The 22066-nt window shown below is 58.7% G+C and carries 18 protein-coding genes; 9 read left to right on the top strand and 9 right to left on the bottom strand.

Annotated features, from left to right (window positions below):
* The first annotated feature begins 121 nt into the window (after positions 1-121).
* Positions 122-955, top strand: a complete 834-nt coding sequence (locus ACESNI_RS15175) for a phosphodiesterase (protein WP_373088471.1) — start codon at positions 122-124, stop codon at positions 953-955.
* On the opposite strand, the gene tenA is transcribed toward ACESNI_RS15175, so the two are convergent.
* The 4 genes from tenA to cysE all read right to left on the bottom strand — a co-directional run bounded on the left by tenA (position 952) and on the right by cysE (position 4018).
* Entirely contained in the window at positions 952-1641 is a 690-nt protein-coding gene (gene tenA, locus ACESNI_RS15180) for a thiaminase II (RefSeq protein WP_373088474.1), read from the bottom strand. The genes ACESNI_RS15175 and tenA overlap by 4 nt on opposite strands.
* On the bottom strand, positions 1641-1970 hold the full coding sequence (locus ACESNI_RS15185) for a ferredoxin family 2Fe-2S iron-sulfur cluster binding protein (protein WP_373088476.1): 330 nt from the start codon (positions 1968-1970) through the stop codon (positions 1641-1643). The genes tenA and ACESNI_RS15185 overlap by 1 nt, the downstream gene beginning before the upstream one ends.
* A 57-nt stretch (positions 1971-2027) precedes the next feature.
* Complete coding sequence (locus tag ACESNI_RS15190; RefSeq protein WP_373088478.1) at positions 2028-3149, bottom strand: cysteine desulfurase family protein; 1122 nt, start codon at positions 3147-3149, stop codon at positions 2028-2030.
* Between the two features lie 101 nt (positions 3150-3250).
* On the bottom strand, positions 3251-4018 hold the full coding sequence (gene cysE, locus ACESNI_RS15195) for a serine O-acetyltransferase (RefSeq protein WP_373088480.1): 768 nt from the start codon (positions 4016-4018) through the stop codon (positions 3251-3253).
* Positions 4019-4235: 217 nt separating this feature from the next.
* On the opposite strand from cysE, the gene ACESNI_RS15200 reads away from it, so the two are divergent.
* Complete coding sequence (locus tag ACESNI_RS15200) at positions 4236-4886, top strand: alpha/beta hydrolase (protein ID WP_373088482.1); 651 nt, start codon at positions 4236-4238, stop codon at positions 4884-4886.
* Between the two features lie 13 nt (positions 4887-4899).
* Here the strand turns inward: ACESNI_RS15200 and ACESNI_RS15205 are convergent, their stop codons facing one another.
* Complete coding sequence (locus ACESNI_RS15205; protein ID WP_373088484.1) at positions 4900-6039, bottom strand: anhydro-N-acetylmuramic acid kinase; 1140 nt, start codon at positions 6037-6039, stop codon at positions 4900-4902.
* Between the two features lie 82 nt (positions 6040-6121).
* Here ACESNI_RS15205 and tyrS point away from each other — a divergent pair, with 82 nt between their 5' ends.
* A complete protein-coding gene (tyrS, locus tag ACESNI_RS15210; protein ID WP_373088486.1) occupies positions 6122-7375 on the top strand; it encodes a tyrosine--tRNA ligase in 1254 nt (417 codons plus the stop codon).
* A 27-nt stretch (positions 7376-7402) separates the two neighbouring features.
* On the opposite strand, the gene ACESNI_RS15215 is transcribed toward tyrS, so the two are convergent.
* Positions 7403-10582 (bottom strand): DUF3971 domain-containing protein, encoded by a 3180-nt coding sequence (locus ACESNI_RS15215; RefSeq protein ID WP_373088488.1) that lies wholly within the window; start codon positions 10580-10582, stop codon positions 7403-7405.
* Positions 10583-10660: 78 nt separating this feature from the next.
* Between ACESNI_RS15215 and ACESNI_RS15220 the strand changes: the two genes are divergently transcribed.
* Positions 10661-13639, top strand: a complete 2979-nt coding sequence (locus ACESNI_RS15220) for a bifunctional [glutamine synthetase] adenylyltransferase/[glutamine synthetase]-adenylyl-L-tyrosine phosphorylase (RefSeq protein ID WP_373088490.1) — start codon at positions 10661-10663, stop codon at positions 13637-13639.
* A 7-nt stretch (positions 13640-13646) separates the two neighbouring features.
* Here the strand turns inward: ACESNI_RS15220 and ACESNI_RS15225 are convergent, their stop codons facing one another.
* Positions 13647-15431, bottom strand: a complete 1785-nt coding sequence (locus ACESNI_RS15225) for a PAS domain-containing sensor histidine kinase (RefSeq protein WP_373088493.1) — start codon at positions 15429-15431, stop codon at positions 13647-13649.
* Positions 15432-15812: 381 nt separating this feature from the next.
* Between ACESNI_RS15225 and bcp the strand changes: the two genes are divergently transcribed.
* The 4 genes from bcp to ACESNI_RS15245 all read left to right on the top strand — a co-directional run bounded on the left by bcp (position 15813) and on the right by ACESNI_RS15245 (position 19079).
* A complete protein-coding gene (gene bcp, locus ACESNI_RS15230; protein WP_373088497.1) occupies positions 15813-16274 on the top strand; it encodes a thioredoxin-dependent thiol peroxidase in 462 nt (153 codons plus the stop codon).
* The gene (locus ACESNI_RS15235; protein WP_373088499.1) at positions 16275-17105 is read left to right on the top strand and encodes a ferritin-like domain-containing protein; all 831 of its coding nucleotides are present in this window, start codon (positions 16275-16277) and stop codon (positions 17103-17105) included.
* 96 nt (positions 17106-17201) lie between these two features.
* Complete coding sequence (locus tag ACESNI_RS15240; RefSeq protein ID WP_373088502.1) at positions 17202-18635, top strand: peptidoglycan DD-metalloendopeptidase family protein; 1434 nt, start codon at positions 17202-17204, stop codon at positions 18633-18635.
* Positions 18636-18656: 21 nt separating this feature from the next.
* The gene (locus tag ACESNI_RS15245; RefSeq protein WP_373088504.1) at positions 18657-19079 is read left to right on the top strand and encodes a polymer-forming cytoskeletal protein; all 423 of its coding nucleotides are present in this window, start codon (positions 18657-18659) and stop codon (positions 19077-19079) included.
* Between the two features lie 66 nt (positions 19080-19145).
* Here ACESNI_RS15245 and ndk read toward each other — a convergent pair whose 3' ends face one another.
* Positions 19146-19568 carry a nucleoside-diphosphate kinase gene (gene ndk / locus ACESNI_RS15250; RefSeq protein ID WP_373088506.1) on the bottom strand — a complete coding sequence of 141 codons (423 nt, stop codon included), beginning with the start codon at positions 19566-19568 and terminating at the stop codon, positions 19146-19148.
* Between the two features lie 149 nt (positions 19569-19717).
* On the opposite strand from ndk, the gene ACESNI_RS15255 reads away from it, so the two are divergent.
* Positions 19718-21616 (top strand): ABC-F family ATP-binding cassette domain-containing protein, encoded by a 1899-nt coding sequence (locus tag ACESNI_RS15255; protein ID WP_373088508.1) that lies wholly within the window; start codon positions 19718-19720, stop codon positions 21614-21616.
* 14 nt (positions 21617-21630) lie between these two features.
* Here ACESNI_RS15255 and ACESNI_RS15260 read toward each other — a convergent pair.
* A partial coding sequence (locus tag ACESNI_RS15260) for a hypothetical protein (protein WP_373088510.1) occupies positions 21631-22066 on the bottom strand: 436 nt, incomplete at its 5' end.

Here is a 22066-nt window from a genome sequence, read left to right on the forward strand (position 1 = left end):
GAGAAGAATATCCAGGCTGTCTCGTTCGAGGATTGGAAGAAGATCGACGCCGCCGAGGTTGCCCGCGCCCCGGCCTCCTCGCCGCGGCGGAAATTTTTCCGTACTCAGGACATGCTGTCCGTTGCCAAAGGAAAAGGCTGACCCGATGCTGATAGCCCAGTTGAGCGATTGCCATGTCTCGGTTCCGGGAGAAGAATTTTCCAACCTCTATCATACGGCGGACCGACTGACCGCGGCCGTCCGGCATGTCAATGAAAGCGTCAATGTGCCCGACCTTGTGTTCCTGACCGGGGATCTGGTGAATTCAGGTCTGGTCGCGGAATATGAACTGCTGCGGGAGATCATCGCCGAGTTCAAATTCCCAACCTACCTGCTTGCCGGTAATCACGACGACCGCGACAACCTGCGCCAGGTGTTTCCCGACCATGACTACCTGCCCAGACACGGCCATCTTCGGTACGTAGTGGATGGCTGGCCGCTCAAGCTGATCTGCCTCGACACCAACCTGCCCGGCAAGCCGCAAGGGCTGCTCGGCCCGGAGCAGCTCAAGTGGCTGGACGCGGAACTTGCCGCGGAAACCCGCCGCAGGGTGATTGTCTTCCTCCATCACCCGCCGTTTGCCACCGGCCTTGTCAGCATGGACGGCATGGGGCTGGTCGATGCCAAAGCCTTCGCCGAGGTGATCGGTCGCCATGCGCATATCGAGCGGGTCCTCTGCGGGCATCTGCACCGGTCGATCCAGCGGCTGATGGCCGGCACCCTCGTGCAGACATGCCCCTCAACCTCGCATCAGGTCCAGCTTCTGCTTGGGGAGAAAAACGAGCTTGCGACCGTCAAGGAACCGCCGGAATATCTGCTGCATTACTGGCATGATACCGACGGCCTCGTCACGCATAGCGATTATATCCGGGATTATACGGTCGCCTGGAACGTGAAGGATGGCGTTCAGGATTAGGGTTGGCGATCTTCAGGCCCGGCCGCATCAAGTCCCATTTGCCAGAAACCTGATTCCAGCGTCGTCGCCCGCGCGAAAATCCGTGATAGCTCCGGGAAGCGGGCTTCCGTCATTCGCGCATCAGCAAGGGCATCGAGCTGCGCCCGCGCGCTCCTCGCCACCTCCTGATACTCCTCGCCCGAATACATGTCGACCCAGGACAGGTAGGGATTGCCGGATTTGAGCGTCTCGTCGCTGTGCTGGAGCGCTGCGCCGATGTCGCCATAGCCGATCACGCACGGGCTGAGCGCCACCATCAAATCGAGCACATCCCCCGCCATTCCCTGATCCAGCACATAGCGCGTATAGGCGATGGTCTCCGGCGCCTCGTCGAGGGTTTCGAGAGTGGCGGCATCGATCCCCCAGTCCGCGCAATAACGGACATGCATCTGCATCTCGACATCGATAAGGCCCTGCAACACCCCGGCGGCGGCGCGCATGTCACCCAGCGACGGTGATTTATAAATGAGAAGCGCATAGGCGCGGGCGAACTGGATCAGGAACAGGTAGTCCTGCTTGAGATACTGGCGAAAGGCTGCCTCCGGCAAATCCCCCCGCTGCAGGCCAAGCACGAAGTCGTGCTGCGTATAATCCGTCCAGGCCGCCGCGTTCGCCGATTTCAGCCGTTCAAACAGCGAACCGGTCATTACACCAGCATGTTATTGGACCCGTCGGGCAAAGTGACGACAAGTTCGTCCAGTTCCTCCGTAATCTGTATCTGGCAGCCAAGACGTGAGGTGGCGGTCAGGCCATAGGCGAGATCGAGCATATCTTCTTCATCTTCGCTCGCCTCGGGCAGGCGCTCGAAATCCTCATCGGCGACGATGATATGGCAGGTGGAACAGGCGAGGCTGCCTTCACAGGCGCCTTCAAGCGCAAGATTATTCTTGTGGGCGATCTCCAGAATCGTCGCCCCAAGGGGAGCGTCAACTTCCAGTCGGCTGCCATCGGGCTTGATAAAGGTCATTTTCGGCATGAATACGCGGACTCCTGAAATTAGTCTGATCTTCTTAACGCGACCACCGCCTGCTGTCTAGGCGGCAAATCTCGGGGACTTGCGCTGGTACAGCTGTCCCCAGCTTTCGATAAAGGCCTCTATCTCCTCAACTGTCGTCGTCGGGCCGAGACTGACCCGGATGGCCGTCCCCGCCTCGTCGTCCCCGGCACCCATGGCCTTCAAGACATGGCTGGCCTTGACCTTGCCCGAGGAACAGGCGGACCCGGCACTCACCGCAATACCGGCAAGATCAAGGCTCATAACCTGTAGGTCGGCGGGAACGCCCGGCATAGACACGGTGCAGGTATTGGGCAATCGCTCTGCCTGCTGACCATAGACGCGGCTTTCGGGGGAAATGTCGAGCAACCTTGCTTCCATCATCTGACGCAAACGGATGACATCAGCGTATGGTTCCAGTTCTTTCTCCGCGAGCGCCGCCGCGACGCCGAAACCAACAATCCCGGCGACATTCTCCGTGCCCGCCCGGCGACCGAGTTCCTGCCCGCCGCCCGTCACTGCCGCGTTGATCACCAGCCCTTCGCGCACGACGAGAGCACCCGCGCCTTGCGGGCCTCCAAATTTATGCGCCGAGACCGACATCATATCAACTTTGAGCCCAGCAAAATCAACAACGATCTTGCCGACTGCCTGAATGGCATCACAATGCAGCAGCGCGCCATGTGCGTGAGCCATCGCGGCAATCGCGGCAATCGACTGGATCACTCCGGTTTCGTTATTGGCATACATCACCGAGACCAGCGCCGGGGCGGCGGTCCCCGCCAGCCAGCTTTCAAGAATATCGAGATCGACAAGCCCATTTTCACCGACCGGCAATAGTTGTGGCGCGCGCGGCGAGGCCGGGGCCAACACAGAATCATGCTCCTGCGCTGAGACAATCAGGCGGCGGTCGGGGAATGCCCCAAGGGCAAAATTATTGGCTTCCGTCCCGCCGGAGGTGAAGATGATTTCCGGCGGCTTACAATGGATCAGCGCCGCAAGCTGGCGCCGCGCGTCCTCCATCCGGTTGCGCGCCGTGCGGCCCTTGTGGTGAACTGAGGAGGGATTGCCCCCTGCGGCCATCACGGCGACCATCGCGTCAATCACCTCGCGCCGGATCGGGGCGGTCGCATTGAAGTCTAGATAGATACTCTCTGCCATGACATTACAAAATAAACCCTGCCGGCAGCGCCGACAAGGTTTTCCCGTTTCTCATTCAAATTTCTCATTCGAAATGCCGCCCGCCGCCGTCATCGTCGAGGCTACTGGTCGGCCTTCCCTTTATGTGCTGCGGTCCCATCGGTCTTTTTTCCGGCTTTGAGCGCGGCCGGCGGCGTCGCGTCTCTGGCGGCCGCCTCGCGTTCTAGTTCCTCGACCCGCATGGAGAGTGTCTGAACCTTGTCGAGGAGGCCATCCATAACCTTGAAAACCGGGTCGGAAAGCTCCGTACTGCCAACACCGTAGGCGGCGAATCTCTCGTCGGTCGGGGTTTTATGGGCACTGTTGACGGCGCGCGCCGGAACGCCGACCACGGTCGTCCTCTCCGGGACATCTTTCAGCACCACGGAGTTTGCCCCGACACGGGCGCATCGACCGATGGTAATCGGGCCGATGATCTGCGCTCCCGAGGCGATGATGACGCCATCTTTCAGCGTTGGATGGCGTTTGACGCCGCGCTGGGAATCGGAATCGATTGAGGGGGCTACCCCGCCCAGCGTTACGTCGTGATACAGGGTCACATTATCGCCGATTTCCGCGGTTTCCCCAATGACAACGCCCATGCCATGGTCGATGAAGAACTTGCGCCCGATGACCGCTGCGGGATGAATTTCAATACCGGTGAGGAAGCGGCTGAACTGTGACAACAGCCGCGCCAGAATGCGCCAGTTGCGTTGCCAAAGCCAATGGGCCATGCGGTGAATAACGATGGAATGAAAGCCTGCATAGAGCAGCGCAACCTCAAATTTGCTGCGCGCGGCGGGGTCTCGCTCCATCACGCAGGCAATTTCTTCGCTTAAATGCTTGAACATCTGGCCTTACTTTCTGTATTGTGCCGCTCTTGTAGCGGAATTCACCTGAGGTTTAAATAAGCGCCCACTTCATCCAGATATATGTATATAACCGGTACCGTCAAGACCAGTATCGCCGGTCACCGACAGCCGCATGATTATAGACGATAAGGATGCTGAGCCGCAAAAGGCGAATTCCAGCGCGATACCGAACCTGTTTTTAGGAACCAGAATATCAATGCCAGACGTTATTTTTAATGGACCTGAAGGTCGCCTTGAAGGCCGCTATCATCATTCAGAAGTCCCCAATGCCCCGCTCGCCCTCGTCCTGCACCCGCATCCGCAATATGGCGGGACCATGAACAACAAGGTCGTCTACCACCTGTTCACGACCTTCAAGAAGCGCGGCTTCTCGGTGCTGCGGTTTAATTTCCGCGGCGTTGGCCGCAGCCAGGGCGACTATGACCATGGCATTGGCGAGCTCTCCGATGCCGCCTCCGCGCTCGACTGGATGCAGACCCATAACCCCAACGCCCCCGCCGTCTGGATCGGTGGATTTTCCTTTGGCGCGTGGATTTCCATGCAGCTGCTGATGCGGCGGCCGGAGATTGCCGGGTTTATTTCCGTCGCCCCACCCGCCAATATGTATGACTTTTCCTTCCTTGCGCCCTGCCCGTCCTCGGGCATCATTATTCATGGCGACAAGGACAAGCTGGTCCCGCAGAAAGATACCAAGAAGCTGGTCGAGAAACTACAGGCGCAGAAGGGTATCACCATCGATTATGACGAGATCGAGAATGCCGACCATTTCTTCGAAAACAACCACGCGGCCCTGATGCTGTCCGTCGACGCCTATCTCGACCAGCGCCTTACCGACGAGGAAGACTGACCTCTCTTCCCCCTCAGGCGGAGACGCGCCGCCCGTTCGTGGTGGCATGGCCGGTCGGCGCGGCATAGAATGTCCCGCCGGTCATCGGCGACGGCACCCCCGTCGTTGTCGGCAGGCTGAGCGGCAAACCGCTGAGTGAGCGGACGGCAAGAAAGGCGAAGGCTTCCGCCTCAAGGTCGTCACCGCGCCATCCCACTGCCTCCACCGGATCGACCGGGGCGCCGACAGCCTCGCCAATCAGGCGCACCAGTTCGGGGTTCTTGCGGCCGCCTCCGGTCAGCAGCCAGCGCCTCGGCCGTCCCGGCAAATGCCGGAGCGCCCGGCGGATGCTCTCGCTGGTGAAACGCAGCAGCGTCGCGGCCCCCGCCTCAAGGCTGAGCCCCTCCACAACCGCGGCCACAGGAAACTGATCACGATCGAGGCTTTTCGGCGGCGTGAGGTCAAAATACGGATGATCGAGCAGCCGGGCAAGCCGGGCCTCATCAACAATGCCCCGCGCCGCAATCTCGCCGCCCGCATCGAATGGCGCGCCGGTATGGCGGTTGATCCAGTCATCGAGCAGCGCATTGGCCGGTCCTGTATCAAAGGCCAGTACGATCTCACCGTCAATATAGGTGACATTGCCAACGCCGCCGAGATTGAGGACTGCCAGCGGCCCATCAAGCTCCGTCGCCAGCGCCCGGTGATAGAGCGGGGCAAACGGCGCCCCCTCTCCGCCTGCCGCGACATCGGCAAGGCGAAAGCCGGCGACCGTATTGATCCCCGTCAGCTCGGCCATCAACTGGCCATCACCGATCTGCACCGTCAGTCGATTGGCTGGGTCGTGAAAGATCGTCTGGCCGTGAAAACCAATAACGTCGATATCTGCCGCGGCAAGGCCGTTTGCCGCTAGCAGTTCCAGAACCGTTGCCGCCTGCATCCGGGTAAATTCGGCAATGAGATCGGCGGGCGCAGACCTTTGTCCAAGCGCTGTGCGCAGGCGGGCGCGGAAGTCCCGCTCATAGGGCAAGGAACTGACCGGGCCATGGGCCAGAACCCGGTGGCCGTCGGTCTCGATAATCGCCGCATCGACCCCGTCAAGCGAGGTACCGCTCATCAGGCCCAGGGCGCAAAACCGCTGTGTTTCTTCGTCATTCCGGCTAATATTTGTCATTTCCCATCCTGCACTTTTAATTTTTGTCCTAAATGTGCTAAACGATGACGCGCCCTCAACCAGTTGGAAACAAGTGACTCCCATGACCGATTTACGCTCAGACTTCCTGAAAGTCTTCACTGACCGCGGCTACCTGCATCAATGTACAGATATAGACGCGCTGGATAAAGCCTTTGCTGAGGAAATCGTCACGGCCTATATCGGCTTCGACTGTACGGCCAAAAGCCTGCACGCGGGCAGCCTGATGCAGATCATGATCCTCCGGCGCCTGCAGCAGGCCGGGCATAAGCCGATCGTGTTGATGGGCGGGGGCACGACCAAGGTTGGCGATCCGACGGGCCGCGACGAGAGCCGCCCGGTCATCACCGATGAGGTGATCCAAGCCAATATGGACGGCATCAAGAAGGTGTTCGAGAAGTTTCTCACCTTCGGCGACGGTCCGACCGATGCGATCATGGTCAATAACGCTGACTGGCTTGATCATATTGAGTATATCCCTTTCTTGCGCGAATACGGGCCGCATTTCTCCATCAACCGCATGCTCTCGTTCGACAGCGTGAAGCTGCGGCTGGAGCGCGAGGAATCCATGTCCTTCCTCGAGTTCAACTACATGATCCTGCAGGCCTATGATTTTGTCGAGCTCAAGAAAAACTACAACTGCAGCCTGCAGCTTGGCGGCTCCGATCAATGGGGGAATATCGTCAACGGCGTCGAGCTTGGCCGTCGTACTAACGGCTTCAGCCTGTTTGGCCTGACCTCGCCGCTGCTGACCACGTCATCGGGGGCGAAAATGGGCAAGACCGCAGGCGGCGCCGTCTGGCTCAACGAGGATATGCTGAGTGCCTATGATTATTGGCAGTTCTGGCGCAACACCGAGGATGGTGATGTTGGACGGTTCCTGCGGCTGTTCACCGACCTCCCGCTCGAAGAGATCGCGCGGCTGGAGAAACTTGAGGGGCAGGAGCTGAACGAGGCAAAAAAAGTCCTCGCTGATGCCTGCACCACCATGGCCCACGGGGTTGAGGCGGCGAAAGCCGCCGCGGAAACCGCGCGCCAGACTTTCGAGATGGGCACAACCGCCGAGGGGCTACCGACACTGGAAGTACCGAAAGGTGAGCTTGAGGCGGGCCTTCCTGCCTTCGCCCTGTTCCAGCGCTGCGGCCTTGCCAGTTCCAGCTCCGAAGCCAGAAAACTGATCAAGGGTGGCGGCGCGCGGCTCAATGATGAAAAGATTACGGACGAAAAGGCGCAAATCTCGCTTGCCGATCTTGACAGTGAGGGCCGGATCAAGCTCTCGGCGGGCAAAAAGCGGCATTACCTGATCGTTCCCGTCTAGGCGGCACCCGCTCCCACTAACCCCGAGTTATTGGCGCTGGCGCTTATCCTGCAAGGTTGTTGGGGGCTTGACGTCGGGCTGGTCCCAAGGCTCGAAAAACATGCGGCGGAGGATACCCGGCGCCAACGCCGAGACCGCATTGACGCTGGTTTGCGGATCCTCAAGGCCGCCTGTCACCTTGTAGGAAAAGCCGAAAATCCCCTCCCCCTTCTTACCGACCAGCAGGGTCCCGAGGATCGGGATATTGCCAAGGACCGAGTTCAGGGTATAGGACGGAATGACCGTGCCAAAGGCATCGATCTTGTCGGCGGGCTGGTCAATCGTGCCGGTAAAGGTGATGCCGATGGAGCCAACAGCGCGGAAATCCCGTGTCGTGATGACGCCGTTCACGTAACTAAACGGTCCCTCCACCGTATCAAAGACAACCCCCTCACCCTTCAGCAGATCAACGATCCCGCCGAGCGAGCCCACGGTCAGGATTTTCCCCAGAACCGGCGCATTGACCAGCCGGACAGTCTTGATTTTTATCGTCCCGGTCGCTGGCCTCTCCTTCTTGGTGTCATCGATGGTGGCTCGCAGTTCCAGCTTGCCATCGCGCAGGTCGTCATATAAATCGAACCCGCTAAACAGCGAGCCCGCATCGTCAGCGAGGAAGATCACCTTGCGGGCGCCGTCAGTTTTGGAAATCTCGAGATTGACCGCCTTGCCATCCCCAAATTTACCGTCCACCATCGCGCTCACGATCAGGTTGCCCTCTGCCTGCAGGTTGCCCTTGACCCCATTCAGCGACAGCCCTTCATCGAGAAGGATCTTGTCAAAATCGACATCTATGCTGATTTTACGGTCGCTTTCCGCCGCGCCGTCGATATCGGCCTCGTTGAGATCATAGGTGCCGACAACAAAGGGGCGCAGGTCAAACTGCGGCCCGGAGATCCGGAGGGTCATAACTTCCGGGCTTGTCTGAGTAAATTCCACGCCGAAATCATTCTCGCCGTAGCGCACCGTCGGAACCGTCAGGCGGGTGAGTTCCTTGCCGCTGAGTTCTGCCTCTCCGCTCGCCGATAGATTGCCGGCGCTCACCTTGATATCAGAGAGGGTCGAGTTGCCCGCTTCCGTCACCCGGATCGCCGCCGTCACCTTGCCCGGAACATCCGCTTCCTTGCTCCAGCGCATCGCCTCGGCCATGATTTTCGTCTTGGTGAGATCAAGGGTAACCTGTCCAGATGCCCCATCCTTGGGCACGGTTTCGATCTCGACATCCGCCAGTATTTTTCCGTCAAGATAAGGGCTCGCCACATCCAGTGCAACGCGTGCCGCATTATCAAGCTCACTCTTGATGGCGTAGCGGCGATGCCCGGCCTGTTTGCCGGTGAACCAGCTTTGGGCCGTGATCGTGGCCGGCACCTTGTTGAGACTGGCGGTGCCCTCGACCTTTACCCCCTTGGGATCAACCGCAACATTCAGGTTGCCATCTGATAAATCGATGCTGTCGGTGACCTCGGGAATGAAGGCCCCCTCAAAATTTCCCTTGGCGCTGTAATCAACCTGCTCAAGTTCGAGGTCATCGCGCAGCGGAAACTTGAAGGCGGCATCAACAACGCCGGTGCCGGTCATGCGCGCCGAATCAATACCGTAGGGCGCCGCAAAGCCGAGCGGCTCGCGATCGAGAAACGTAAATATCTCCTTGCTGGCGCCAGTCACATGGACGTTGATATCCGCCCATTGCATATCCTTGTCAAAATTATAGATCCGCGCCTTGTCTGACGTCAGTTCAAGATCGCCGAGCTTGCCGGTGAGCCCGGTGAGCGCAACGTCGGTAGCGGTCAGCACCCCACGGCCCTTGATATCGGTCACTTTCGGCAACGGTGAAAAATAATCAACCGAGACGCCCTCCAAATTAAAGGCAAGTCGGACCGCATCCGCCGGAAGCTCCCCGCTTTCCATCGCGCCGGGGGGAAGGTTGAGTTGCAGCGTGGCCGCCGTCACGACCCCGTCCCGGATATTGCGGGTTACCCAGTTATAGCCGTCGACCGCCATGGAATACGGCCAGAAACGGCCAAGATCATCGGCCTGCACATTTTGAACCTCCCCGCGCAAGGTGAGGCCGATGCCCGCCTCGGCCTGCTCAGCCGCGCCGGACAGCGCAACCGTTGCGCCGCGGCTGGTCGCCTCAATCTTTTCTATATCCACATGCGTGAAATCACCGGATACATCGCCGGACACCGACAGGCTGTCGATCGGCAGCGGCTGTTTGTAGAGGTCCGGCATATCGATGGTTCCGGCCTCATCAGCGACGACGTCAAAACCGACGGTTTCAAACCCGAACTCCTCGTCAAGATCGAGATGAACCCGGCCCGACAGCACCAGCTTGATGCCGGTCAATATCGACAGTTCCGGCGATTGCTCGCCGATCAGTTGCAAGGGCAAGGCATTGAAACTGCCGTCAATGCCGGTCTGTTTCGTTGCCCGGTCATAATCGGCAATCGCAATCACCGAGACGGTCCGGGCACCAACCTTAAGATCGCCGTTCGCCTGCCCGCGGAGACCCCCCTCTTCGCGCCAGACGAACAGGTCCGTATTCGTCGCCTGCCAGAACTTGCCGAGTATCTCATCCTCGATATAGACGGAGGAATTATACAGCTCCAACCGCTCAAGATACCCGGTCAGGGTCGTCTTGTCCGGCGCGCGGCTCAATTCCGTCAGGATACTGCGAAGGGCATCGCGGGAGCTGCTGTCGAGCTGTACGTCTTCCGGCTCCGTGCCGCCCGAAGTGCCCGCCTCCTTCATCACTGAATATTCATAGCCGAGCTTGATATTCCCCGACTTTGCCCGCGTGACGCGGATTTTCGCGCCGCTGAACTCAAGTTTCGCCGGGGCGATCCGCCCGCGCAGCAACGCTTCGCCGCTAAACACCACCATCACATCTGGAATGCTGACAATCTTGCGGGAATTATCTGCAATCTCAAGATCAGCGACCGAGACGGCAAGATTTTTGTCACGCCCGTTCCAGGCGAGCTTGAGGTCCCCGAAGGTAAGGTCGAGCTCCGGATACTGGCTCTCCAGCGCCTGCGCAACGTAGGGTCCGAGGAAGGTCAGCGACATCGGCCCGCGCGCAAGTCCGGCGATGACCACCATTCCAGCAATAAAGACGAGAACGATCGCCGCCAGGGCGGCTCGCAGCAAAATTTTAGAAGTTACAACGATCAATTGAGAAATTCACTTGTGTTAGAACTACCTGTGCCGATAATTGAACCCATATCGTAAACCATGCAACCCGGATTAGGAATGCAGGATATTCAAACACTGGAAAAAATTCCATTCGCCGATGCTGCGCGCTTGCTGCCCCGGCCGGGGGATGCCGACCTGCTCCGTCTTGGGAGGGAGGAATGGGAACAGATTACCGCGGCAACGCCCGGAGATGCCGCCTTCGCTGCTGAATTTGGCAAGCGCGAGGCAGCCCGTGCGATTCTCGATGGTATTTTCGGCAACAGCAGCTACCTCAGCGCCTGCCTGATATCGGAGATCGAGCTTTTTCGCGTGCTGATGGAAGAGGGCGCCGCCGCCGCCCTCACCTGGATATATGACCGGCTGGCGGAGAGGCCGGAGACCGACCGCGACGAGATCATGGCAGATTTGCGCATTGCCAAGCGGCGCATTGCGCTGCTGACAGCACTCTGTGACATCGGCCACGTCTGGCAGTTGATGAAAATTACCGCGGTCCTGTCGGATTTTGCCAGCGCCGCGGTTGAGCGGTGCTGCACCTACCTGCTGACAGAGGCGGCAGCGAAAGGCGACATTACCCTCGCCAATCCCGAGCGGCCGACACAGGACAGCGGCCTGATCGTGCTCGGCATGGGAAAGCTCGGCGCGGGCGAGCTTAACTATTCCAGTGATATCGACATTGTTATCCTGTTCGATGCGGATAAGGTCACCTACAGCGGACGGCGGTCGATGGCGGACTGCTTCGTCCGGATCGCCCGCAACCTGGTGACGATGATGCAGGAGCGCACCCGTGAGGGCTACGTGTTTCGCACCGACCTCAGGCTCCGGCCCGATCCAGGGGCGACGCCGATTGCTCTGTCGCTTGCTGCTGCCCATGTCTATTACGAAAGTCAGGGCCAGAACTGGGAGCGCGCCGCCATGATCAAGGCCCGCCCGATCGCCGGGGACCTTGAGGCGGGTGAGGAGTTCGTCAGCTTTCTCACGCCCTTTATCTGGCGCAAGTCCATGGATTTCGCGGCCATCGAGGATATTCAGGCCATCAAGTCGCAAATCCACACCCACAAGGGCTTTGCCGAGATTTCACTGGAAGGCCATAACATCAAGATCGGCCGCGGCGGTATCCGCGAGATCGAGTTTTTCTGCCAGACCCAGCAACTGATCGAGGGGGGGCGCAACCCGAATTTGCGCGATCCAACCACACTCGGCACTCTCGCTCAGCTTGAGGAGGCCGGGAAGACCCGCCCGGCGGTGGTGGCCGAGCTGACCGACGCCTATATTTTCCTCCGCACCCTTGAACACCGATTGCAGATGACCCACGACGAGCAGACTCAGCTACTGCCCGAGGAGGCGGGAGAGTTTGCGAAGCTTGGTGTCTTCATGGGCTTCGACAACGCCGACGAATTCCGCCAGGTTCTGCTATCCACGCTGGAGACCGTGCAGCGCCATTACGACGCCCTGTTCCAGTTCGAGAAAACACCGGACCGCAAGGCCGGGCGGCTGGTATTCACCGGCGCCGAGGATGACCCGGAGACGCTCCGCTCTCTCTCCGAGCTTGGCTTCACCGACACCGTCGGCATTTCACAGACCGTGCGCGAATGGCATTATGGCCGCTACCGGGCGACGCGAGCGGTGCGGTCGCAGCAACTGCTAACCGAGTTGATGCCGCATCTGCTGGAGATGCTTGCCGAGACCAGCAATCCTGACGCCGCCTTCACCCGCTTCGATGTGTTCCTTAAAAAACTGCCCGCTGGGGTGCAACTATTCTCGCTGTTCAAGGCCCATCCCAGCCTGCTGAAACTGTTGGCGCAGATCATGGGCATGGCGCCGGAACTGGCGGAGACGCTGGCCCAGAACCCGATGTTGCTGGACGGTGTGCTCTATACCGAGTTTCTGGCTCCGCTGCCGCCCTTCGCCGAGCTTAGCGACGATCTTGAACTGATCCTCGATACCGCGCGGGATTTCCAGGATATCCTCGATTTCGCGCGCCGCTGGACCAATGACATGAAGTTCCGCGTCGGCGTGCAGATCCTGAATAATGTCGATCACGGAAGCGGCCGGGGCGCCACCGTCGCCGCCGGGCCGGTGCTTTCCGACATCGCCGAAATTGTCCTCACCAGCCTGCTCCCGCGGGTGCGGGCCGAACTGGCGGAAAAGCACGGCGATGTGCCGGGCGGCAAATTTGCGGTGATCGCCATGGGCAAGCTCGGCAGCCGCCAGATGACCCCGGGCTCCGATGCCGACCTGATCTTCGTGTTCGAGACGCCGGAGGACAATATGACCACCGATGGCGCCAAGCCGATCTCGGCGGGGCTGTTTTATACCCGCCTCAGCCAGCGCTTCATCAATAGTTTAAGCGCCCTCACCGGCGACGGGCAGCTGTATGAGGTGGATATGCGGCTGCGGCCACATGGGAAATCCGGCCCGATCGCGCTCAATCTCGACAGTTTCCTGACCTATTACCAGAGCGAGGCCTGGACATGGGAGCATCTCGCACTCACCCGCGCCCGTGTTGTCGCTGGCGACCGGGAACTGTGCGAGAAGGCCGCCGATGTCCTTGCCGCCATCAACCAGACAGCGCGGGAGCCACGTAAACTGCGCGAGGATACCCGGACCATGCGACGGCGGGTGCTTAAGGAATATGCGACGGGCTCTGTCTGGGCGATCAAGCATGCGGTCGGCGGGCTGATGGACCTGGAGTTTATCTGCCAGTACCTGCGCCTCGCCCATGGCCCCCGGCATCCGGATATCCTGCTGCCCAACTCAATTGACAGCCTGGCGGTCATGAAAGCACAAGGCGTGATTCCGGCGGCAGAAGCTGATCGCCTGACCGATATTGCCGGGCTTTACCTGAATATCAGCGGATTGCAACAGCTCTGCCTCGGCAGCCGCAAGATGGATGAACAATCCCCCCTCGCCCTCCAGGCGGCGCTGGCCCGGGTCGGCGAAGTCGAGGATTTCGATGCCCTCGCCGCCAAGCTGGCCGCGGCCCAGAAATATATCGACAGGGTGTTCCGCAAATACCTGCGCGAACCGAAAGAGTAGCGCGAGGTCAGGCGGCGGCGGAATGATCGTTTGGCAGCCGGATGGTCACAAAGCTGCCCTTGCCGAGCTCGCTCTTAAATTCCATGGTGCCGCCATGCAGCTCCACCAGGTTTCGCGACAGAGGCAGGCCGAGGCCGGTTCCCTCTTTCGCGGTCATATGAGTTTCTCTCGCCTGCTGGAAAGGCTCGAAAATAATCGATATATCCTCCTCCGCGACGCCGATCCCGGTATCCTCAATCGAGATGACAACCGCGTCGTCCTCTTTCGTACAATGCATCGAGATCATACCGTCGCGTTCGGTGAACTTAATGCTGTTGTTCAGGACATTCAGCAGGACCTGTTTCAACCGCCGGGCGTCCGCAAACAGTGACACATCGAAATCCTCCGGGTTGTATTTCAGGGTCACCCCCGCCAGTTCCGCCTGTTTCATGATGATTTTGAGCGAGTCATTGACAATTTCGGCGAGCCGGAAAACCTGCCTTTCCAGCTCCAGCTTGCCTTCCTCGATGGCCCCAAGGTCAAGCAAATCGGAAATAATCGCCAGCAGATGACGTCCGGCACCATTGATGTCGTCGACATATTCGCGGTATTTAGGCGGCTGCAGGGCGCCGAATATTTCCAGGACCATAATATCCGTATAGCCGATGATCGCATTGAGCGGCGTCCTCAGTTCATGGTTCATATTAGCGATGAAAAGATTCTTGGTCTTATGGGCATCGATGGCGCTTCTCATGGTATTGACCAGCATTTCCTCGGCCTTTTTCTTTTCAGTGATATCGCGGAGGATACCGACATAGGCCATTTCGCTATTAACATAATAGGGCGCGACCGTCATCTCGATGGGAAACAGGCTGCCGTCTTTCCGGCGCCCCCTGAATCCTTGCGGAAACTTGTCCTCAGGATTTCCCGGGGGCGACGATGCCCGAAAAAAGGCCTCATGTTGCGGACGCTCCTCCTCCGGCATCAGCAGGGCAACGTGCTGGCCAATCATCTCACTTGCCTCGTAACCGAAAATTTTCACCGCGGCACGATTGAATATCTCGGCCCGGCCATTCCCGTCTGACGTAATGATGGCATCGGCGCTGTTATTAATGATCTCGCGGAATTTCGTTTCGCTCGCCCGGAGACGTCGTTGCGCGAGCAGCCACGCTTTCTCATACTTGAAAATCCACCAGAACATCAGAATGACAACAAACATAAAGGCGGCAATCGTCAACTGGATGATAAGGATTTCGCGGTTCTCCACTTCCACCATGTCGGTGACGATTTCCAATCGCTTTGAAAAACTGCTGTCGCGGACCGCGCTCAGAAAATTCAGCCCGTCAATGGCCCGGGCATCATCGACGCGGACCCGGGCATCGATTTCACGGATCGGCGTGCCTGCCGCAATCAGCGCCTCTGTCCGCGGCAGATTTTTCCAATAGGCATTCACTGTCGCGCGGATATCGTCTAACGCCTGCTTTTCACTGCTTCCGATAGGGAACTTATGGTATGCGTTCAGGGCATCGATAATTTTAACATAGCTCGATTCCACGTTTTGCTTGTACTCAATGTCCTGACGCAACACGTAATTTTTGAAATTATGGATAAACCCGCCATAGCCGAACGCCGTTTCCAGAACATTGTTGAGACGGGTTTTTTCAACAAGGCGCTTATCGAACATCGCCAGTTGACGTTGTGTGTCCCCGAACTGCCGTGCCAGATTTATGGAGTAGAGGCCGCCAGCAAAACTGATCAACAGAATAATACTGAGGACGACAAATCCAACGCGTTTATAACCCTGAGTATTCATTCAAGCTATTCCAACAAAATAACGCCCACATCCCGGAGGCCCCGCCAAATTTAAAGAAAAAGTCAAAATTTAGTATTAACAAACAGCAGAAAATATCGCTTTTTATGAAAAATTGCTCCTTGTCAAACAAAGAGGTTGTAAGGCCTTCCCCGGATGAAACGCATATTTTCAGCGGTGCGGCGTTTTCTTCCAACACCAAGAACAATATAGCATGTTAATTAACGTTACCGTGTAATTCCGGGCCCTCCGGCCCCTCCCTGACCGCTTTATTGTCGCAACCCATTGAAAATTTTGCAGCTTCGGGTAAAACCGGTCAGGCATATAAAATCACAGGAACGGCGCGGGATCCCCTGCGGCCGCATTTATGAGGAAGGAAAACCCATGCCCGAGATCGGCGAAAAGGCCCCGGATTTCACCATGTCCACCGATAACGGCGAGGACGTCAGCCTTGCCGGTCTTCAGGGGCAGAAATTCGTGCTCTATTTCTACCCAAAGGACGACACCCCCGGCTGCACCACCGAGGCCATCGGCTTTTCGGCGCGCCTCCGCGAGTTCGAGAATCTTGGCGTCAAGATCATCGGCGTCTCGAAGGACAGCGTCGCCAAGCATGCCAAGTTCCGCGCCAAGCATGACCTGTCCGTGATCCTCGCCGCCGATGACGATGGTGCGACCTGCGAGGCCTATGGTGTTTGGGTCGAGAAGAATATGTATGGACGCAAATATATGGGGATCGAGCGGGCGACCTTCCTGATCGATGGAGACGGTGTCATTCGCGAGATCTGGCGTAAGGTCAAGGTCAAGAACCATGTCGAAGCTGTTCTGGAAGCGGCCGCCGCCCTTTAAATGGATACGCTTGCCGCCCACGCCCAGCGTATCCTGACCACCGCTGACGGGGCCGAGAAGGCCCGCCTCAGTCACACCGCTGCGGCGGCCTGGGCGGCCTCCAACGGCGGGATGGCGATCGGCGAGGGACAACCGCCGGACCGCCCTGCCCGCCCAACGCGCCCTGAGCTGTTGACGCCGCCGGAAATGCCGCGCCGCCGCGGCCATTCGCCAGAGGCACGGGCGCAATTGCTGCATGCGGTGCTGCATATCGAGCTGAACGCCATCGATCTCGCCTGGGACATGGTCGCCCGTTTCACCGGCGAGGCCCTGCCCCGCGACTTTTACGATGACTGGGTAAAGGTCGGTGATGAGGAGGCAAAGCATTTCGGGCTGCTGGCGACGCGGCTCGCTGATCTTGGCTTTGCCTATGGGGATTTTCCCGCCCATGATGGCCTCTGGGAGGCGGCGCTGGACACGAAGGACGATCTCGCCTCGCGACTTGCCATTGTGCCGATGGTGCTGGAGGCCCGCGGCCTCGATGTTACTCCTGCCATGATTAACCGATTCGCCGGAATCGGCGATCAAAAGAGCGTTCGGCTGCTCGAAATAATCCTGGAAGATGAAATCGGTCATGTCGCCATCGGCAGCCGCTGGTTTCGATATCATTGCCATATTCATCAGCGCGACCAGCGGACGACCTGGCAGGCGCTGGTGCAAAAATACTTTAAAGGCCTTATAAAACCACCGTTTAACGAAACCGCGCGCGCATCCGCCGGATTGCCCGCCGATTACTACCTGCCCCTGTCGCAGCATCGCCGCCAAAAACCGACAAAAAATGGCAATTTTTAGGCACCTTCCTTGGCGGTTGATCTTGATAAAAAAATCAGTTCTTATAGGGAAACTTCACGACAGACCCGATCAATCGCATCACAGCAGGATGACGCCATGAAACTGAAGGCCGTATTTAACAGGCTATTTACGGACCGGCAGGTTATCCTCGGGACGCACGGGCAACTGAAATATTTCCACCTCAGCGTCCCCATCCAGATCATGGGAATCACGGTCATCGCCGGTTTCGCCGGCCTGTTTCTGTTTTTCATGGCAACCGATACCTTGAAGGCGCAGCGCCTGTCCCTGCAATCGGCGGAACTGATCGCCCTGCAAACGCGATATCAGACTGCCGCCACCGACCGCCAGCTCGCGCAATCGAAACTCGCTGCGACAAAGGCCGAGCTTGACCAGCAATATGCCCGCCTCGAAGGCGTCCTCTCCAACCGCAAGGCCGTGGCCAACACCCTGAAACTTGCGAATAAAGATGTCGAGGATACCTCACCGGAGGACCGGATCCGAGCGCTCGGCGAGAGCCTGCATGTAACCGCGTCCCGGCGTGAACAGCTTGAACTGGAGGTCATGCAGATCAACAAGATGCTGTTCCATACCTCGCTGGAACGCGATCAGGCCGCCACCGATTACAAGAAGACCGAACGGAAGCTCGCCTCCATGCGCGGGCTGCTGAATCTCTACGCCTCAACCAAGGACCAGATCTACAAGGACCTGCAGGACAGCCGCCTGCGCTTCGCCAACCTTGAGGCGGACCGCAAAACGAGCCTCGTGGCCGAAAAGCGGCTGAGCGGCGAAGTGTCCAATCTGCAGGCCCGCATCGGCCGCATTTCAACCGAGAACAAGAACCTGATCGCCCGTATCCATGACCGCACCAATGAAAGCGTGATGGCGCTACGCGAGATTATCGTCCTCACGGGGCTCGATCCGGACAAGCTGCTCGGTGCCGGCGATGCCGAGGGACAGGGCGGGCCGCTGTTCACGGTCAATCCAGATCGCACGCCGCAAGGCCCCGAACAGAACTACTACACCCAGGCCGAAAAAATGGAGGCCAGCCTCGCCCGGTGGGAATCGCTGCAGTCCATCCTCAAGATGCTCCCGCTCGCGCGGCCCGTAGATGTCGGGTACGTCACCTCCACCTTCGGCGACCGTCGCGACCCGATTACCAAACGCACCGCCTATCATTCCGGCATCGATATCGCCGGTCCCAAAAACTCCAAGGTGCTGGCGACCGCGCCGGGCGTGGTTTCCTTCGCCGGGAGAAACGGCGCCTATGGCAACATGGTCACCATCGATCACGGTCAGGGCTTCCAGACCCGCTACGGCCATTTAAAGAAAATTACGGTTAAAATAGGCGACGAAATCGATTTTAGAACCCAAGTCGGCGTGATGGGCTCCACCGGTCGAAGCACCGGTCGCCATGTTCACTACGAAATAATCTATGAAGGCGAGCATCAGGATCCGCTGAACTTTATCAAAGCGGGAAAATACGCGTTCAAAGCGACGCCGAAACTCCAGAATGCCTCTGCCGTCGAGTGACTTTCAAAAGTGAGGTAACGCATGTTTTCCAGCAATAGTAAACCCGAGACCAAATCCCCGAAGATCAACGCCATGCCGTCGATCATCAGTGAAAGCCTGACGATTGAAGGCAACCTGATTTCCGAAGGCGAGGTCCAGATTGACGGTCAGGTCAATGGCGGCATCAAGGCCAATACCCTGACCATCGGCCAGTCCGCGACCATCACCGGCGATATCGACGCGGGTACCCTCGTCATTCGCGGCGAAGTAAACGGCAGCCTCAAGGGCGACGAGATTACCGTGACGTCAACGGCGACGGTCAGGGGCGATATTCTCCATGCCTCGCTTAGCATCGAGCCCGGTGCCAAGATCGACGGCCATCTCAAGCATAGCGACAACCCGCGGGGGAAGAAGGACACAGTGACCTTCCTCGACAAGCCCGCCCCGGTAAAAAACGGCGCCTGACACCGAATTTGCGCAATAAAAAAAGGCCCGCAGAAATTGCGGGCCTTTTTAATGGAACGAGACGCTTTAGCCGACGATTTCGGAGCCAGCGAAGAAATAGGCGATCTCGATGGCGGCATTTTCCGCGCTGTCGGAGCCATGCACCGAATTTGCCTCGATACTTTCAGCGAATTCCTTGCGGATGGTGCCTGCCGCTGCATCGGCGGGATTGGTTGCGCCCATAACCTCGCGGTTTTTGGCAATGGCGTTCTCGCCTTCCAGCACCTGCACGATAACCGGGCCGGAGGTCATGAAGTCACACAATTCGCCATAGAACGGGCGTTCCTTGTGCACCGCATAAAAGGTTTCCGCATTCTCGCGGGTCATCTGGATGCGTTTCTGGGCAATGATACGAAGCCCGGCCTCTTCCAGCTTGGCATTGACCTTGCCGGTCAGGTTACGCCGGGTCGCGTCCGGTTTGACGATGGAGAAAGTACGTTCTAGAGCCATTTTGCTACTCGCTAGTTCAAGGGGATAAAGGATTATTTCCGGCCTTATAGCGGGGAAGCGTGACGGCGGCAACCCAATTGATCCTTTTTAGGGCCCAAACACCATTTTCCACCTTCCGGCGCGCGGCGCTTTCTGATAGAGAGTGCCCCATGCTTCAAATCAAGGATCTGACATACCGCATTGCGGGCCGTTTACTGCTGGAAAATGCGTCGCTGCATATTCCGGTCGGGCATAAGTTTGGCCTGATCGGCCGCAACGGCACCGGTAAATCAACATTACTCAAGCTTATCACCGGCGAAATCCAGCAGGATGACGGCACTATCGAGCTACGGAACGGCGCCCGTCTTGGCGTACTCCCGCAGGAGGCGCCCTCCGGTCCCGAAAGCCTGCTTGATGCCGTGCTCAGCGCCGACAAGGAACGCACCCGCCTGATGACCGAGGCGGAAACCGCCACTGATGGCCACCGCATCGCCGAGATCCATACCCGCCTTGCCGATATCGACGCCCATACGGCGGAGGCGCGCGCCGCCAAGATCCTCTCCGGTCTCGGCTTCGATCATGAGGCGCAGCAGCGGTCCTGTTCGTCCTTCTCCGGCGGCTGGCGGACACGGGTGGCGCTTGCCGGCACGCTCTTTGCCGAGCCGGACCTGCTCCTGCTTGACGAACCCAGCAACTATCTCGACCTTGAGGCAACCTTGTGGCTGGAAAGTTTCCTGCGTGGCTATCAGCGCACCCTGATCATCGTCAGCCATGACAAGGACCTGCTCAATAATGTGGTGACGAGCATCGCCCATCTTGATCAGCTGAAACTGGTGAAATACACCGGCAACTATGATTTCTTCGAGAAGACCCGCCGCGAGCAGATGGAACTCCTCGCCGGGGTCCAGCGCAAGCAGGAAACCCAGCGCAAGCATCTGCAATCCTTCGTCGACCGCTTCCGCGCCAAGGCCTCGAAGGCCCGGCAAGCCCAGAGCCGCATGAAAATGCTGGAAAAGATGCAGCCCGTCATCGGCATTGTCGAGGAACATACGGCGAGCTTCCGTTTTCCCGCGCCGGACGAGCTGTCCTCCCCCATCATAACGCTGGAAGCCTGCGCCGTCGGCTATGAGAAGAATGTCTCGGTCCTGCGCAATCTTGATTTGCGCATCGATATGGACGACCGCATCGCCCTGCTCGGCTCCAACGGCAACGGCAAATCGACCTTCGCCAAGTTGCTGGCCGGGCGGCTGCGCCCGCAAACGGGCGAGATGCAGAAATCGAACAAGCTGAAAATCGGCTTCTTCGCCCAGCACCAGCTCGACGAGATGCACCCGAACGAGACCGCCTACCAGCATCTTGCCGCGAAATTCGAGAACGGGCAGGAATCGAAGATCCGCGCCCGTCTCGGCCAGTTCGGTTTTTCGCGCCAGAAAACCGATGTCGCGGTGAAAAAGCTGTCGGGCGGCGAGAAGGCCCGGCTGAACTTCTGCCTGCTGGCGCAGGACAAGCCACATCTGCTCATCCTTGACGAGCCGACAAACCATCTTGATGTCGACAGCCGCGAGGCCCTCATTCAGGGGCTTAACGAATATGACGGCGCGGTGCTGCTGATCAGCCATGATCCGCATCTGGTCAGCCTTGTCGCCGACCGGCTGTGGCTGGTGAAGGACGGCGGCGTCCATGCCTATGACGGCGATATCGACGATTACAAGAAGGAAGTGCTGGAGGCTGCCCGCGGCGGCAGCAACAGCAACAACCGCAAGAACGACGCCGAACCGGGCCAGCCGAAACTGTCCGGGAAAGAGGCCCGCAAGGCCCGTGCCGCGGCCCGCGCCGCCCTCGCGCCGAAACGCAAAGAGGCCACGCGCCTTGAAAAGCAGATGCAGGACCTCGCGGCACAGCAGAAAACCCTCGAAGCCGAACTCGCCAACCCCGCCACCTATGACAAGGGCCCGGCGTATCAGGCGAAATTGAGCGACGAAATCGGCCGCCTCAAATCAAAGCTCGCGGATACCGAGGAAAAATGGATGGCGCTGACGGAAGAGCTGGAGCTTCAGGGGCAGGACTGACTCCGGCCCCGCCCTCAATCGCCGTTATAGGTCAGGCGGACACCGGTAAATGTGTTGCTTAGCGTGAGCGTCGGCTTCTTCTTGATGTTATTGACATCAACGTCCGGCGGATAGATGCCGCCCTTGAAACTGCCGCTCACGGTCCTGAAATCTTCGTCAAAATTAAACTCCATGTCGATCACGGCAACGCCGCTGTCGTCCAGCTCGAAACTGATGATACGCGCCACGGCGGCATGCTCGCCAACCTGTTTCCAGACGCCGCCCGCGGGCACATAGGCGAGTTCCTTCTGGTCCGACGCCGACCAGATAACGCCGCCCGAGGGCGTGAACCGATAGCTTGAATGGGTGGTGGTATTGGCCTGCTTCAGGATATAGGTCCCCTCAATCTGGCGGCCGAAACTGGCGTCGTCGGCCATCGCGACCGCGGAGATCATCATCAGCCCAACGGCA

It is taken from the genome of Sneathiella sp. (genome assembly GCF_041689005.1).
GTDB lineage: Bacteria > Pseudomonadota > Alphaproteobacteria > Sneathiellales > Sneathiellaceae > Sneathiella.

Excerpts from the sequence above, each read along its gene's own strand:
- tenA (WP_373088474.1), bottom strand. The coding sequence starts at position 1,641 with ATGACCGGTTCGCTGTTTGAACGGCTGAAATCGGCGAACGCGGCGGCC.
- ACESNI_RS15185 (WP_373088476.1), bottom strand. The coding sequence starts at position 1,970 with ATGCCGAAAATGACCTTTATCAAGCCCGATGGCAGCCGACTGGAAGTT.
- ACESNI_RS15190 (WP_373088478.1), bottom strand. The coding sequence starts at position 3,149 with ATGGCAGAGAGTATCTATCTAGACTTCAATGCGACCGCCCCGATCCGG.
- cysE (WP_373088480.1), bottom strand. The coding sequence starts at position 4,018 with ATGTTCAAGCATTTAAGCGAAGAAATTGCCTGCGTGATGGAGCGAGAC.
- ACESNI_RS15200 (WP_373088482.1), top strand. The coding sequence starts at position 4,236 with ATGCCAGACGTTATTTTTAATGGACCTGAAGGTCGCCTTGAAGGCCGC.
- ACESNI_RS15205 (WP_373088484.1), bottom strand. The coding sequence starts at position 6,039 with ATGACAAATATTAGCCGGAATGACGAAGAAACACAGCGGTTTTGCGCC.
- tyrS (WP_373088486.1), top strand. The coding sequence starts at position 6,122 with ATGACCGATTTACGCTCAGACTTCCTGAAAGTCTTCACTGACCGCGGC.
- ACESNI_RS15220 (WP_373088490.1), top strand. The coding sequence starts at position 10,661 with ATGCAGGATATTCAAACACTGGAAAAAATTCCATTCGCCGATGCTGCG.
- ACESNI_RS15225 (WP_373088493.1), bottom strand. The coding sequence starts at position 15,431 with ATGAATACTCAGGGTTATAAACGCGTTGGATTTGTCGTCCTCAGTATT.
- bcp (WP_373088497.1), top strand. The coding sequence starts at position 15,813 with ATGCCCGAGATCGGCGAAAAGGCCCCGGATTTCACCATGTCCACCGAT.
- ACESNI_RS15235 (WP_373088499.1), top strand. The coding sequence starts at position 16,275 with ATGGATACGCTTGCCGCCCACGCCCAGCGTATCCTGACCACCGCTGAC.
- ACESNI_RS15240 (WP_373088502.1), top strand. The coding sequence starts at position 17,202 with ATGAAACTGAAGGCCGTATTTAACAGGCTATTTACGGACCGGCAGGTT.
- ACESNI_RS15245 (WP_373088504.1), top strand. The coding sequence starts at position 18,657 with ATGTTTTCCAGCAATAGTAAACCCGAGACCAAATCCCCGAAGATCAAC.
- ndk (WP_373088506.1), bottom strand. The coding sequence starts at position 19,568 with ATGGCTCTAGAACGTACTTTCTCCATCGTCAAACCGGACGCGACCCGG.
- ACESNI_RS15255 (WP_373088508.1), top strand. The coding sequence starts at position 19,718 with ATGCTTCAAATCAAGGATCTGACATACCGCATTGCGGGCCGTTTACTG.